At 70.4% G+C, this 13,968-nt stretch carries 13 protein-coding genes; 3 read left to right on the top strand and 10 right to left on the bottom strand.

What is annotated here, in order from left to right; translation table 11 throughout:
- A partial coding sequence (locus G3I65_RS09890; RefSeq protein WP_160695824.1) for a GNAT family N-acetyltransferase occupies positions 1-460 on the bottom strand: 460 nt, incomplete at its 3' end.
- A gap of 51 nt (positions 461-511) precedes the next feature.
- On the opposite strand from G3I65_RS09890, the gene G3I65_RS09885 reads away from it, so the two are divergent.
- A complete protein-coding gene (locus G3I65_RS09885) occupies positions 512-1,366 on the top strand; it encodes a PaaX family transcriptional regulator C-terminal domain-containing protein (RefSeq protein WP_160695823.1) in 855 nt (284 codons plus the stop codon).
- Here the strand turns inward: G3I65_RS09885 and G3I65_RS09880 are convergent.
- The gene (locus tag G3I65_RS09880; RefSeq protein ID WP_160695822.1) at positions 1,353-1,748 is read right to left on the bottom strand and encodes a RidA family protein; all 396 of its coding nucleotides are present in this window, start codon (positions 1,746-1,748) and stop codon (positions 1,353-1,355) included. The genes G3I65_RS09885 and G3I65_RS09880 overlap by 14 nt on opposite strands.
- A 66-nt stretch (positions 1,749-1,814) precedes the next feature.
- Here G3I65_RS09880 and G3I65_RS09875 point away from each other — a divergent pair, with 66 nt between their 5' ends.
- On the top strand, positions 1,815-4,157 hold the full coding sequence (locus tag G3I65_RS09875; protein WP_160695821.1) for a bifunctional salicylyl-CoA 5-hydroxylase/oxidoreductase: 2,343 nt from the start codon (positions 1,815-1,817) through the stop codon (positions 4,155-4,157).
- On the top strand, positions 4,154-5,320 hold the full coding sequence (locus G3I65_RS09870; protein ID WP_160695820.1) for an acyl-CoA dehydrogenase family protein: 1,167 nt from the start codon (positions 4,154-4,156) through the stop codon (positions 5,318-5,320). Before G3I65_RS09875 ends, G3I65_RS09870 begins: the two co-directional genes overlap by 4 nt.
- Here G3I65_RS09870 and G3I65_RS09865 read toward each other — a convergent pair.
- The 8 genes from G3I65_RS09865 to G3I65_RS09830 form a co-directional block, all read right to left on the bottom strand.
- Positions 5,268-5,891: a DUF2306 domain-containing protein gene (locus G3I65_RS09865; RefSeq protein ID WP_160695827.1), complete on the bottom strand. Its 624-nt coding sequence runs from the start codon at positions 5,889-5,891 to the stop codon at positions 5,268-5,270. The genes G3I65_RS09870 and G3I65_RS09865 overlap by 53 nt on opposite strands.
- A gap of 170 nt (positions 5,892-6,061) precedes the next feature.
- Entirely contained in the window at positions 6,062-7,465 is a 1,404-nt protein-coding gene (locus tag G3I65_RS09860; protein ID WP_160695819.1) for a GH1 family beta-glucosidase, read from the bottom strand.
- Between the two features lie 31 nt (positions 7,466-7,496).
- Positions 7,497-8,489, bottom strand: coding sequence for an ABC transporter ATP-binding protein (locus tag G3I65_RS09855; RefSeq protein WP_239070953.1), 993 nt, complete (start codon positions 8,487-8,489; stop codon positions 7,497-7,499).
- Positions 8,486-9,469, bottom strand: a complete 984-nt coding sequence (locus G3I65_RS09850) for an ABC transporter permease (RefSeq protein WP_160695818.1) — start codon at positions 9,467-9,469, stop codon at positions 8,486-8,488. Before G3I65_RS09850 ends, G3I65_RS09855 begins: the two co-directional genes overlap by 4 nt.
- Before the next feature lies 1 nt (position 9,470).
- The gene (locus G3I65_RS09845; RefSeq protein ID WP_160695817.1) at positions 9,471-10,451 is read right to left on the bottom strand and encodes an ABC transporter permease; all 981 of its coding nucleotides are present in this window, start codon (positions 10,449-10,451) and stop codon (positions 9,471-9,473) included.
- Positions 10,448-11,515: an ABC transporter ATP-binding protein gene (locus tag G3I65_RS09840; protein ID WP_160695816.1), complete on the bottom strand. Its 1,068-nt coding sequence runs from the start codon at positions 11,513-11,515 to the stop codon at positions 10,448-10,450. The genes G3I65_RS09845 and G3I65_RS09840 overlap by 4 nt, the downstream gene beginning before the upstream one ends.
- An 18-nt stretch (positions 11,516-11,533) precedes the next feature.
- Positions 11,534-13,204: an ABC transporter substrate-binding protein gene (locus G3I65_RS09835; protein WP_163046662.1), complete on the bottom strand. Its 1,671-nt coding sequence runs from the start codon at positions 13,202-13,204 to the stop codon at positions 11,534-11,536.
- Positions 13,205-13,409: 205 nt separating this feature from the next.
- Positions 13,410-13,968 (bottom strand): ROK family protein (locus G3I65_RS09830; RefSeq protein WP_160695815.1); only part of this gene is annotated, 559 nt, incomplete at its 5' end.

The following is a 13,968-nucleotide window of genomic DNA, read 5'->3' as shown; positions in this document are numbered from 1 at the left end:
GGTGGTCGTGCGCCAGGACGAGCCCGGCCGCGAAGAGCGCCCGGCCGTGGCCGCGGCCGCGGTAGTCCGGCGCGAGGTAGCCGCCGGTCTCCGGGCCGCCGTCCTCGCCGGTGTGCACGCTCACCAGCCCGACGCAGCGGTTGGCCTCGACGTCGATCATCACCAGGTCGACGGACTGCGGATCGGGCGACGCCCAGTCCGGGCCGGTGCCGGGCACCACCCGCAGCGCGTCGGCCCGCGAGAGCTCGTCGACGATCGAGCCGGGCTGCCAGCCCAGCCACCGCTGGGCGGCCGGATCGCTGCCGCACGCGACCGCGGCGGCGTACTCCCACGCGGTCGGGGTGCGGAAGAGGAAGCGCCCGTCGCGCACGACGTGGCCCTGCCGGTCGCAGGTCCGCTTGGTCATCAGGCGGCCCCGGCGGGTGAGCCGGTCGAAGATCCCCTTGGTGGCTGGCAGCATCGCGGCGAAATCGTAGCGGAGCGGCCGGGACGCGAGTTGTATTGTGGCCCGATGACGGCCGTACCCGACGCAACCGAACTGGACGGCTCCGGCCGGGCGGCCCAGCCGCGTCAGCTCATCGTGACGGTGTACGGCTTGTACTCACGCACCGAAGGCGGCTGGCTGTCGGTCGCTTCGCTGATCGACCTGCTCGCGGCCGTCGGCGTCGACGAGCCGGCCGTGCGCTCGTCGATTTCCCGGCTGAAGCGCCGCGGCATCCTCGAAGCGGTCCGCCGGGACGCAACGGCGGGCTACGAGCTGTCCGCCGAAGCCCGCGAAATCCTGCGCGAAGGCGACGAGCGGATCTTCCGCCGCGACCGCGCGACCCCCGCCGACGGCTGGCTGCTCGCCGTGTTCTCGGTGCCGGAGACCGAGCGCCACAAGCGCCACCTCCTGCGCACCCAGCTCGCCCGGATGGGCTTCGGGACGGCGGCGTCGGGCGTCTGGATCGCGCCGGCCCACCTCCACGGGGTGGCCGCCGAGGCGCTGACCCGGCTCGGCCTGGCCGGGTACGCCGACCTGTTCCGCGCCGACCACCTGGCGTTCGGCGACGTCGCCGCGAAGGTCCGCGACTGGTGGGACCTCGACCGGCTGGACGAGCTGTACACGACGTTCCTCGACGAGCACGGCCCGGCGCTGCGCCGCTGGCAACGCAGCGAACCGGCCGCCGGCTCGGAGGCGTTCGCCGACTACGTCCGCGTGCTGACCGGCTGGCGGCGGATGCCCTACCTCGACCCCGGCCTGCCCGCGGAGTTCCTGCCCGCCGGCTGGTCCGGGATCCGCGCGGCCGAGCTGTTCTTCGAGCTGCACGCGCGCCTGGAAACCCCGGCGCGCGCCTACGTCGCCAAGTCGATCAACCTCGGCTGAGCACCGCGAAACCCTGCACCTCGACGAGCGCTTCCTCGTCCCAGAGCCGCGAGACGCCGATGCCCGCCATCGCCGGGTACTCCGTGCCCGCGAGCCGCTTCCAGACCCGGCCGATCTCGCGCGCGTGGGCGCGGTAGTCCGGCATGTCGACGATGTAGATCGTGACGCTGCACAGGTCTTCCGGGGACCCGCCGGCCGCGCGCAGCGACGCCAGCAGGTTGCCCAGCGCGCGCTCGAACTGCTCGACCACGCCGTCGCCGACGATCTTGTTCGACGCGTCCAGCGCCGTCTGGCCGGCGAGGAAGACGACCCGGCCCTCGGCCACCACCGCGTGCGAGAACCCGGACGGCTCGCCCAGCTCCGGCGGGTTGATGCGTTCCATGCGCACACCGTACGCCATCTTTCGCCTTATTGACGGTCGTAGTGGTGACGACATACCCTGGACGGCGTGCGTATCGCGGTCATCGGCGGCGGCCCGGCGGGCCTGTACTTCGCCGCGCTGGCGAAACAGCTCGGTCCCGGCCACGAAATCACGGTCTGGGAGCGCAACGCCCCGGACGACACCTTCGGCTTCGGCGTCGTGTTCTCCGACGAGACGCTCGGCGGGATCGAGCACGCCGACCCGGCGGTGCACGAGGCCATGAAGGCCGAGTTCGCGCGGTGGGACGACATCGACGTCCACTACCGCGGCACGGTGACCACCTCGGGCGGCCACGGCTTCGCGGCGATGAGCCGCAAGCGCTTGCTCGGCATCCTGCAGAGCCGCTGCGGCGAGCTCGGCATCGGGCTGCACTTCCGCGAGGAGGCGCCGGCGGACCTCTCGGGGTACGACCTCGTCGTCGCCGCGGACGGCCTCAACTCCGCCGTCCGGAGCCGGTACGCCGAGACCTTCCGGCCGAGCGTCGAAACCCGCCGGTGCCGCTACATCTGGCTGGGCACGGACCTGGTGTTCGACGCCTTCAAGTTCTACGTCCTCGAGACGCCGGCCGGGATCATGCAGATCCACGGCTACCCGTACGGCCGCGACGGCAGCACGTTCATCCTCGAGGTCCAGGAGGACGTCTGGCAGCGGACGTTCGGTCCCGTCGCGGCGACCTCGCTCAAGCCGGGCGAGAGCGACGAAAAGTCCATCGCGCTGATCCGCGAGCTGTGCGCCGACGTCCTGGACGGCCACCAGGTCATGGCGAACAACTCAAAGTGGGTCTCGTTCGGCACGGTCCGCTGCGAGACGTGGGTGCACGAGAACGTCGTCCTCCTCGGCGACGCCGCGCACACCGCGCACTTCTCGATCGGCTCCGGCACGAAGCTGGCGATGGAGGACGCGCTCGCGCTCGCCGCCTGCCTGCACGAAAACGACGGCGTCGCGGCGGCGCTCAAGGCGTACGAACTGGAACGGCGCCCGGTCGTCACGTCGACGCAGCGCGCCGCGCAGGCCAGCCTGGAGTGGTTCGAAAACATCGCGCAGTACGCGCACCAGGAGCCGCCGCAGTTCGCGTTCAACATCCTCACGCGCAGCCGCCGCGTCACCTACGACAACCTCCGCCTGCGCGACCCGGAGTTCGCCACCGAGCTGGACCACTGGTTCGCGCGGTCGCTCGGGACGACGTCGCGGCCGCCGATGTTCCAGCCGTACCAGCTGGGTCCGCTGGAACTGCCGAACCGGATCGTCGTGTCCCCGATGGACATGTACTCGGCGGTCGACGGCGTGCCGGGCGACTTCCACCTGGTGCACCTGGGCAGCAAGGCGCTCGGCGGCGCCGGGCTGGTGATGACCGAGATGGTCTGCGTCTCCCCCGAAGGCCGGATCACGCCGGGCTGCGGCGGGCTGTACACGCCGGAGCAGGAAGCCGCCTGGAAGCGGGTAGTGGACTTCGTGCACGCGCAGTCGCCCGCGCGCATCGGCGTCCAATTGGGACACTCCGGCCGCAAGGGTTCGACGAAACTCATGTGGGACGGCATCGACGAGCCGCTCCCGTCCGGGAACTGGGAAGTCTGTGCCCCTTCCGCCCTGCCGTACTCCGCGCGGAACCAGGTCCCGCGTGAACTGTCCACAGCGGACCTCGCGGAGATCCGGGACCAGTTCGTCGCGTGCGCTCACGCCGCCGCACGAGCCGGGTTCGACGTCCTCGAACTGCACTGCGCGCACGGCTACCTGCTGTCGTCGTTCCTGTCTCCGCTGACCAACCAGCGGACCGACTCCTACGGCGGTTCACTCGAGAACCGGTTGCGCTTCCCGTTGGAAGTCTTCGACGCAGTCCGCGCCGCCTGGCCCGCCGAGCGGCCGATGACCGTCCGGATCTCGGCGACCGACTGGTGCGAGGGCGGCATCGACGCCGACGACGCCGTCGAGATCGCGCGCGCGTTCGCCGCCCACGGCGCCGCGGGCATCGACGTCTCCACCGGTCAGGTCGTCAGCGAGGAACGCCCGCAGTACGGCCGCAGTTACCAGACGCCGTACGCCGACCGGATCCGCAACGAAATCGGCGAGGAGTACGGGATCGCGGTGATCGCGGTCGGCGCGATCTCGTCGTACGACGACGTGAACTCGCTGATCCTGGCCGGCCGCGCGGACCTCTGCGCGCTGGGCCGAACCCACCTATACGATCCACAGTGGACGCTGCACGCGGCGGCCGAGCAGGACTACCCGCTGCCGTGGCCGAAGCCGTTCGCCGCGGGCAGCCGCAAGCCCCAGACCGGCCGCAGCGACGGCCCGGAACCGCGCCTCGACCTCGTCCGCTCCGGACCGGCGGGGACCGCCCATGCCCGCTGGCGACCGGGAGCTTCACGATGACCGCTTTCGCTTTGACCACCGAGCAGCAGGCTTTCGCCGCGGAGGTCCGGCGGCTGGCCGAAGACCAGCTGCGTCCGCTCGCCGAGTCCGGAGTGGAGGGTGCGGTCAACCGCCCGCTGCTCAAGGCGATGGGCGCGCTCGGCCTGCTCGCGCGGTTGTTCCCCGGCGTCGCGTCGGGCACGCCGTCGAGGCAGGCGGCCGCGACGGACCTGTGCATCCTGCGCGAGAACCTGGCCATGGTGAACACCGAAGCCGAGACCGCGCTGGCGTTGCAGGGCCTGGGAAGTTACCCGGTCCTGCAGTCCGGACAGGACGAACAGGTCGCGAAGTGGCTGCCCGCGGTGGCGGCCGGCGACGCGGTGGCGGCGTTCGCGCTGACCGAGCCGGACGCCGGCTCGGACGCGGCGGCGTTGTCGCTGTCGGCGGAGCCCGACGGCGACGGCTGGCGGCTCACCGGCTCGAAGATGTGGATCTCGAACGCGCCGGAAGCCGACTTCTACACCGTGTTCGCGCGCACCACCCCGGACGCGGGCTCCCGCGGCGTCAGCGCGTTCGTCGTCCCGGCCGACCGCCCCGGCCTCGGCGGCGAGCACCTCGACCTGGTCAGCCCGCACCCGATCGGCACGGTGACGTTCGACGGCGTCGAGGTCCGGCGCGACGAACTCCTCGGCGAGGAGAACCGCGGCTTCGCGGTGGCGATGCGGACCCTCGACCTGTTCCGCCCGAGCGTCGGCGCGTTCGCCGTCGGCATGGCGCAGGCGGCACTGGATGCCACGGTTTCCCATACCGGCCAACGAGAAGCCTTCGGCGGCCCGTTGATCAAGCAGCAGGCGGTGGCCCACACGCTGGCGGAGATGGCGACCCGCACGGAAGCCGCGCGGTTGCTGGTCTACGCGGCGGCGGGCGCGTACGACGCGGGCGAGCAGAACCTCGGCGGCCGCGCGGCGATGGCGAAGCTGTTCGCCACCGAGGCCGCGCAGTTCGTCGTCGACTCCGCCGTCCAGCTGCACGGTGCCCGCGCCCTGCGCCGCGGGCACCTGCTGGAGCACCTCTACCGCGAGGTCCGCGCGCCGCGCATCTACGAAGGCGCGTCGGAGATCCAGCGGACGATCATCGCGCGCTGGCTGGCGTCTTCGGCTTCCGGTCGAGCCACCACTGGCTGAGCAGCAACAGCGTCAAGATGCTCAACGCACCGGAAACCGTGGCGGCGCTGAGGATCATGGTGTCCTTGTCCCCGCCCCTGGGCATGACCAGCAGGAACCCGAGCGGCGACAGGGCGCGGCTCATCAGGGTGTTCATGCACATCGCGAAGCTGCGGATCATCCACTTGCGGTGGTCGGCGAACCGCCGCTGCCGCACCGCCCGCCACCCGGCGACGGTGAACCCGAGCCACAGCAAGGCGGCCACGACGTCGAGCGCGGCGACGACCGGCCCGAACGGGCTGACCGCCCCGATCGTCGCCGCCAGCACGGCGGAGGGAATCGCCCCGGCGAAGACGTAGACCCGCCCGACCCGCCGGTGCACGACCGGGTGCGTCCGCCGCAGCCACGGCCAGACCTGCAGGATGACGCCGACGATGGCGATCGTCCCGAACGCGATGTGGGCGACGAGGAACCAGTAGTGCGCGGCGAACCCGCCCGGCGCGGGCACCCGCGACCGCGCCGGATCGAGCGTGAGGTACGGCGGCACGGAATACGCCAGGAACACGGCGACGACGAGCGCCAGCGGCACCACCCACGGCCGCCGCCACCACGTCGGTTTCCCTTGCGCGGGTGCGGGTCTGATCTCCGTCCGAACGGTCATGACTACCCCCAAGTCGGCTCCTGACCGACGCTAGGGGCTTTCCGGAGGGGGAACCATGGGGTGAGCCACCACGACCGTGGTGGGGCTCACCCCACCGCCGTTCAGCTGCCGCGCACCCGCCGGACGGTGTCGCGGTAGAAGTAGCCGCTCTGCTTGATCGTCCGCTCCTGCGTCTCGTAGTCCACCCGGACCAACCCGAACCGCTTCGCGTACCCGTACGCCCACTCGAAGTTGTCCAAAAGGGACCAAGCGAAGTACCCACGCACGTCCGCCCCCGCCTCACGCGCCGCCGCCACGGCCGCGATGTGCGAGGCCAGGTAAGCCGTCCGCTGCTCGTCGCGGACGAAGCCGGACGAGTCCGGGTCGTCGTCGAAGGCAGAGCCGTTCTCCGTGATGTACATCGGCAGGCCCGGGTAGTCGCGCCCGAGCCGGGTCAGCAGCTCGGTGAACTTGCCCGGGAGGATCTCCCAGCCCATCGCCGTCGTCGGCTCGCCGAACGGGACCACTCGCGAAGCCGGCGTCCCGTCCTCGTCCACGGAAGAGCCGTTCTCGTCCACGCCCGAGAACTGCTGACCGAAGTAGTAGTTCACGCCCAGGAAGTCCAGCGGCGTCGAAATGATCGACAGGTCGCCGTCCTGGACCGGGAGCTTCACGCCGCGGGCGGCCAGGTCCTCCACCACGTCTTCCGGGTACCGCCCGTGGACCAGCGGGTCCAGGTAGATGCGGACGCCGAGGCCGTCCGCCTGACGGGCCGCGCGGACGTCTTCCTCCGAGGAGGTAGCCGGGTCCGCCGTGCACATGTTGAGCGTGATGCCGAACTGCGTGTCCGCCGGGGCGGCCTCGCGCATCCGCTGCGTCGCGAGCCCGTGGCCGAGCAGCAGGTGGTGCACCGCGTGCAGGCCGGCCGCGTAGTCGCGCCGCCCGGGCGCCATCACGCCGTGCACGTACCCGTGCATCGCCGAGCACCACGGCTCGTTCAACGTCGTCCAGTGGCGGACGCGGTCGGAAAGCCGGTCGAACACCAGCATCGCGTAGTCCGCGAACCGGTACGCCGTGTCGCGCGCCGGCCAGCCGCCCGCGTCCTCCAGCTCCTGCGGCAGGTCCCAGTGGTACAGCGTCAGCCACGGCGTGATCCCGCGGCTCAGCGTCTCGTCGACCAGCCGGTCGTAGAAGCCGAGGCCCGCCTCGTTGACGCCGCCGCGGCCGTGCGGCTGGACCCGGGGCCACGCCACGGAAAAGCGGTAGGTGTCCGCGCCCAGTTCGCCGACCAGCGCGATGTCGGACGGCATCCGGTGGTAGTGGTCGCACGCCACCTCACCGGTGTCGTTGTTGTCGATCGCCCACGGCACTTCGCAGAAAGTGTCCCAAATGGACGGTGTGCGCCCGTCTTCGGCGACCGCCCCTTCGATCTGGTACGCGGCGGTGGCCACGCCCCAGCGGAAGTCCGGCGGCAGGGTGTCGATCAACGCCTGCTGCTCGGCGGTCGCGGCGGTGGTCTCGGTCAAGGCTCTCCTCCAGAGGTACCGGACAGGGCGTTCAGGAAGTGGCGACGGGATGCAGCCAGCACGCCACTTCACGCGCCGGATCACCGGGCGTTCCCAGCAGCGGGACGCGGTCGGGGCAGGGCTCGAAAGCCTTGGGGCAGCGCGGGTGGAACGCGCAGCCGGACGGCATCCCCCGCGTGTCCGGTGGCGAACCGGGGATCCCGGACAGCTCGCGCCGCGGCCCGCGCAGCGCGGGGAACGAGTTCAGCAGGCCGTGGCTGTACGGGTGCAGCGCGTCCCGGTAGAGGTCCGCGGCCGGCGCCTGCTCGACGATCCGGCCGCCGTACATGATCGCGATCCGGTCCGAGAACTCCACCAGCAGCGAAAGGTCGTGCGTGATGAACAGGACCGAGAAACCCAGCCGTTCCCGCAGTTCCACCAGCTGGCCGAGGATCTGCCGCTGCATCACGACGTCGAGCGCGGTCGTCGGCTCGTCCATGATGACGATCCGCGGCTCGAGCGCGAGCGCCATCGCGATCATCACGCGCTGTCGCATGCCACCGGAGAGCTGGTGCGGGTAGGCCTCCAGCCGGTCGGCCGAAATCCCGACCAGCCGCAGCAGGTCCCGCGCCCGCGCCACCCGGCCCGGGCGGGACGTGCCCGGCTCGTGCGCCTTGATGACGTCGACCAGCTGCGTGACGACCTTGTGCACCGGGTTCAGCGAGTTCATCGCCCCCTGGAACACGATGGACGTCTCCGCCCACCGGAAGTCCCGCAGTTGCCTGTCGGTCAGCCGAAGGACGTCGTAGGGCTCGCCGTCGGCGGGGTGGTAGATCACCTCGCCGCCGCGGATGACGCCCGGCGGGGCGAGCAGCCGCGTCAGCCCGTAGGCCAAAGTGGACTTCCCGCTGCCGCTTTCCCCCGCCAGGCCGAGCACTTCGCCGCGGTGCAACGTCAAGTGCACGTCCCGGACCGCGCGCACGGCCTCGTCGCCGACGCCGTAGTCGACGTCGAGGCCCTTGATCTCCAGTACCGGGTCCATCATGGCGTTTCCTCTCGCCCGAGCACGGGCGTGAAGCCCACCCGCATGCGGTGCGTCTTCCCGTCGGCGCCGCGCACGCGCGCCTTGCCGCTGCCGCGCAGCCGCGGGCTGACGAACTCGTCGATGCCGAAGTTGAGCAGGGACAGCGCGGTGCCGAGGATCGCGATCGCCAGCCCGGCGGGCACGAACCACCACCACGCGCCCTGCGCGAGGGCCTGCTGGCTCTGCGCCCAGAACAGGATCGTGCCCCAGTTCCAGTTGGACAGCCCGGAGACGCCGACGAACGCGAGCGTGATCTCGGACATCACGGCGAAGATCACCGTGCCGACGAAGCTGGACGCGATCACCGCGGTCAGGTTCGGCAGGATCTCGAAGAAGATGATCCGCCACGTCGACTCGCCGGTCGCCCGCGCGGCTTCGACGTATTCCCGGCCGCGCAACGAAAGCGTCTGCGCGCGGAGGACGCGCGCGCCCCACGCCCACGACGTGAACCCGATGATCACCGCCACCAGGATGTCGCCGCCGGTCGGCACCGCGCTGCCGATGATGATGATCAGCGGGAGCGCCGGGATCACCAGGAACACATTGGACAGTGCGGAGAGGCCTTCCCCGGTGCTGCCGCCGAGGTAGCCCGACGCCACGCCGACGACGACGGCGAGGATCGTCGCCACCACGCCGGCGGCCAGCCCGACCAGCATGACGCTGCGCGTGCCGACCACGACCTGGCTGAAGATGTCCTGGCCGAGGTGGGTGGTGCCGAACCAGTGCCGTCCGGACGGCGCTTCCAGCAGGTCGCTGCTGCGCGCCGACGGGTCGTACGGCGCGATCCAGTCGCCGATGACCGCGAGCACCAGGAAGAACACGATGACGGCCAGGCCGGTGCCGGTCTTGCCGCCGGTCAGGAACCGGAACCGGCGCCGCCGCGCGACCGCGTCGACGGGGAGGGCTTGGGCGGCTTTGACGTCCGCCGCGGGTACGGCCATGTCAGCCCTCCTTCCGGGTGCGCGGGTCGAGTGCGAGGTAGGCGACGTCGGCGAACAGGTTCGCCACGAGCACGGACAGCGTGATGATCAGGAAGATGCCCTGCATCAGCGGGTAGTCCTGCGAGCCGACCGCCTGGAACAGCTGGAACCCGACGCCGGGGTAGGAGAAGACGATCTCCACCAGCAGCGTGCCACCGACGATGAAACCCAGCGCCAGCGCGAAGCCGGACACGCTCGGCAGCAGCGCGTTGCGCGCCGCGTACCCGACCATCACCCGGCGCTCCGGCAGGCCCTTGGCGTGCGCGACCGTCACGTAGTCCTCGGAGGCGACGGTGACCATCATGTTGCGCATGCCCAGGATCCAGCTGCCCATCGAGCTGATCAGGATGGTGAGCGCGGGCAGCAGGCTGTGCTGGATCGCGCTGCCGATGAACGTGCCGTCCCAGCCGGGCACCGTGCCCGGGTCGTAGCCGCCGGACGACGGGAAGAAGCTGCCCGGGCCGGCCAGCAGCGTCAGCGCGATCAGGCCGAGCCAGAAGTACGGGATCGACGAGAGGAACGTCGTCACCGGCAGCAGCCCGTCGACCCACGAGCCGCGCTTCCAGCCGGCGACCACGCCGAGCCCGGTCCCGATGGCGAAGCCGACGACCGTGGTGATGCCGACCAGGATGATCGTCCACGGCAGACTGTCGCCGAGCAGCTCGGACACCGGCGTCGGGAAGAACGTGAACGAGATCCCGAGGTCACCGCGGAAGAGCTGGCCCCAGTAGTCGAAGTACTGGGAGATCAGGCTTTCGTTCTTGTCGAGTCCGAACAGGACGTACAGCGACTGGACCGCGTCCTGGCTGATCATGCCCTGGTTCTTCGCGATCAGCGACTGCACCGGGTCGCCCGGGATCAGCCGCGGGATGAAGAAGTTGATGGTGACGGCGGCCCACGCGGTGAAGACGTAGAAGGCCAGCCGTTGCAGCAGGTACCTCATCCGGCGGCCCCGTCGTACAGCCAGCACGCGGCCCAGTGGCCGGGCGCGTCGTCGACGTCGAAGCGCGGCGGCAGGTCGGTCCGGCACCGCTCCATCGCCACCGGGCAGCGCGGGTGGAACCGGCAGCCGGACGGCGGATCGATCAGGCTCGGCGGCTCACCCGACCCGCGCTCGGCCGGCGTCTCCCCGGGCTCGCCCCCGCCCGCGATCCGGTCGGGATCGGGCGCGGAGTCGATGAGCAGCCGCGTGTACGGGTGCGCCGGCCGTTGCGTGATGGTCTCGCTGTCGCCGCCTTCCACCATCCGGCCCGCGTACATCACCATCGTCTCGTCGGCGAAGTAGCGCGCCGACGCGATGTCGTGCGTGATGTACAGGATCGCCAGGTGCAGGCGTTCCTTCAGGTCCCGCAACAGGTTCAGCACACCGAGCCGGATGGAGACGTCCAACATGGACACCGGCTCGTCGGCCAGCAGGGCTTCCGGGTCGGCGCCGAGCGCCCGCGCGATCGCGACGCGCTGGCGCTGGCCGCCGGACAGCTCGTGCGGGAACTTGTCGACGTACCGCTCGGGCGGGGTCAGCTGGACGCGGGAAAGCAGCTCGTGCAACGACTTTTCGAGGTCGTCACCGGCCCGGCCGTGGATCTTCAGCGCCCGCGTCAGGTGGTAGCGCACGGTGTGCACCGGGTTCAGCGACGCGAACGGGTCCTGGAAGATCATCTGCACCCGGCGGGCATAGGCGCGGAACGCCTTGCCGTGCTTGACGTTCACGTCCTCGCCGTGCAGCCGGATGTCGCCGCCGGTGCGCGGGTAGAGCCCCGCGAGCAGGCGCGCGACCGTCGACTTGCCCGAACCGGACTCGCCGACCAGTGCGGTGACCCGGCCCCGGCGCAGCGTCAGGGTCACGTCGTCGACGGCCTGGATGCTGCGCTTCGGGCCGGTCAGCGCGGCCCGGCCGCGGCGCCGCACCGGGAAGTGCTTCGTGAGCCCGGCCGCCTCGAGGACAACGGGGAGGTCCCCCTCCGACCCGACGGCGACGGGGTCGGAGGGGGACTGCTCGGTCGTCACAGCTGAGTCCGCCATCGATCAGGCCGACGGCTTCAGGTGCAGGACGATGTCGAGTGCGTTGCGCAGCGTCGGCTGGGCCGGCGCGTACGGGTTGGCCTCGTCCGGCCAGCCGGTCCAGTTCTTCGTGCTGTACTCGCCGCCGGAGTTCGCCGCCGACGTCGGGATCATCGGCTGCTGGTCGATCATGATCTTCTGCAGCGTCGCCATCGCGGCGGTGCGGGCGGCGTCGTCCTCGGCGTTCGCGTACGTCTCGAGCGCCTTGGTGGCCTCGTCGTTCTTGAAGCGGCCGTAGTTGCCGTTGATGCCACCCTGGCCGGTCGGCTTGTAGCGGCTGCCGTCCATCACGTCGCGGTACATGTCGTACGGCGTCGCGCCGTCGTTGGTCCAGTGCATCAGGCCTTCGAAGTCACCGGTGTCCACCGACTTGATCCACGCGTCCTGGTTCATCTTCTCGACCGTGGCGGTGATGCCGATCTGCGCCAGGTTGTCCTTGATGATCTCCAGGTCGGTGATGTAGTCCGACCAGCCCGACGGGACGGTGAGCTTGATGGCGACCGGCTTGCCGCTCGGGTCGGCCAGCTTGTCGCCGTTGAACTTGTAGCCCGCGCCGGTCAGCAGCGCCTTGGCACCCGGGACGTCGACGTTCACCGTCTGGCCCTTGTACTGCGGCGCGATGAACGGGTCGCCCGCCGGCGTGGGGATGCCGGTGACCTGGTCGTTCTTCGGGTAGAAGTAGCCGGCCTCGCCCTGGTTGAAGATGTCGTCACGGTTGATGACCTTGCTGACCGCCTGACGCAGCTTCGCGTCGTTCCACGGCGCCTTCTCGGTGTTGAACCACAGGCCGTGCACGGCGAGCTGCGCGGGGAACCACAGCTTGTAGTGCTGCGGGTCCTTGCTGGTGTAGACCGCCTTGTAGTTCGGGATGAAGACGAAGCTCCACTCCGACGCACCGCTGACCAGCGCGTTCACCTGCGCGTTGTTGTCGGTGTAGGAGGTGTAGCGGATCTCCTTGACCTTCGGCGCTTCCTGCCAGTAGCCGTCGCGGCGGACGACGATCATCGTCTGCGGCGTGGCCGACTTCAGCGTGTACGGGCCGGTGCCGATCGGGTTCTTCACCGTGTCGAGCGCCGGGTCCTTGATGCCCTGCCAGACGTGCTTGGGCACGACGAGGGTCTGCAGGATCTTGAGCTGGTTGACGAACTGGGAGTTCTCGAAGCCCAGCGTCACCTGGTTGCCGGCCGCGGCGATGTCCTTGTACGGCACGGCGTCGACGTTCAGTGCCTTGTTGTCGCGCAGCAGCTGGAACGTGTAGGCGACGTCCTCGGCCGTCATCGGCTGGCCGTCGGAGAACTTGACGCCGTCGCGGATGGTGAGGACGAGCTTCTTGTAGTTGTCCGCCCAGTCCCACTTCGTCGCCAGCCACGGCTTGCCGGGCTCCTGCGGCTTGACGCGGTTGTGCATGACCAGGGGCTCGTAGATCATCCAGCGGTAGCCCATGTTGGACAGGGCGGACGTCTCGAGGAACGGGTTGTTGTTCTCCGACTGCGGGCCGTCGGGCTTGCCGACGTTGAGCACGGCGTCCGGGTTGCCCTGGGCGGCGTTCGAGCTGCCGCTGCCCCCACACGCGGTCAGGCCACCCATGGCCATGACCGCTACTAGCGCTGCGACGATGGAGCGCTTGACTCGCATCGGATCCTCCTGGTCATCGACGACTTACCTGTGTCGACTGGTAGCGAGCCCCGACCGCCGGCGACCGAACGACGTCGAGAAGTCAACCTGGGTGACTCGGGTCACGTCAATAACACGGCGGTAACGTTTTGTGCCTAAGTTTAAGTACTGAAAGAACTGGCGGTCTAGACCTGCTGTGCGGACTACTCCTTGCGACGCAAGGAAATCAGCCGGTTCGGCCCCCGCTGGCCAGCAACTGCGCGATCGGCAGCGTCGCCGCGCCGAGCGCGACCGCCTCCGGCCCGAGCCTGCCGAGGACGACCTCGGTGTGCCCGGCGAGGTAGTCGAGCGCGTGGCGGCCGACGGCGTCGCGGACGGCGGGCAGGATCGCCGGGCCCATGATCGCGCCGGCCGAACCGGCGAGCACGACCCGGTCCGGGCTGAGCAGGTTGATCAGGTTGGCGATGCCGATCCCCAGGTATTCGCCGGTTTCGGCGAGCACGTCGGCGGCCGGGCCGGGTTCGCCGGCCGCCGCCACGATGTGCGCGAGTTCGATGTCGCTTTCGTCCCCGATGACCGGTTGCTTGCCGACGCGGGCGGCGTAGTGCCGGACGACCGCCTCGGTACCGACGTAGGCCTCCAGGCAGCCGTGCGAGCCGCACCGGCAGGGCGCGCCGCCCGCCTCGACGACGGTGTGGCCCCACTCGCTGGTCGTGATGCCGGGGTGCGACCGCCCGGCCGTGGCGACGGCGGCCCCGACCCCGACGCCGAGCAGGGCGACGATG

The sequence above is a fragment of the Amycolatopsis sp. SID8362 genome (assembly GCF_010550475.1).
Taxonomy (GTDB): Bacteria; Actinomycetota; Actinomycetes; order Mycobacteriales; family Pseudonocardiaceae; genus Amycolatopsis; species Amycolatopsis eburnea.
This window is presented reverse-complemented; position numbering and strand designations above follow the sequence as displayed.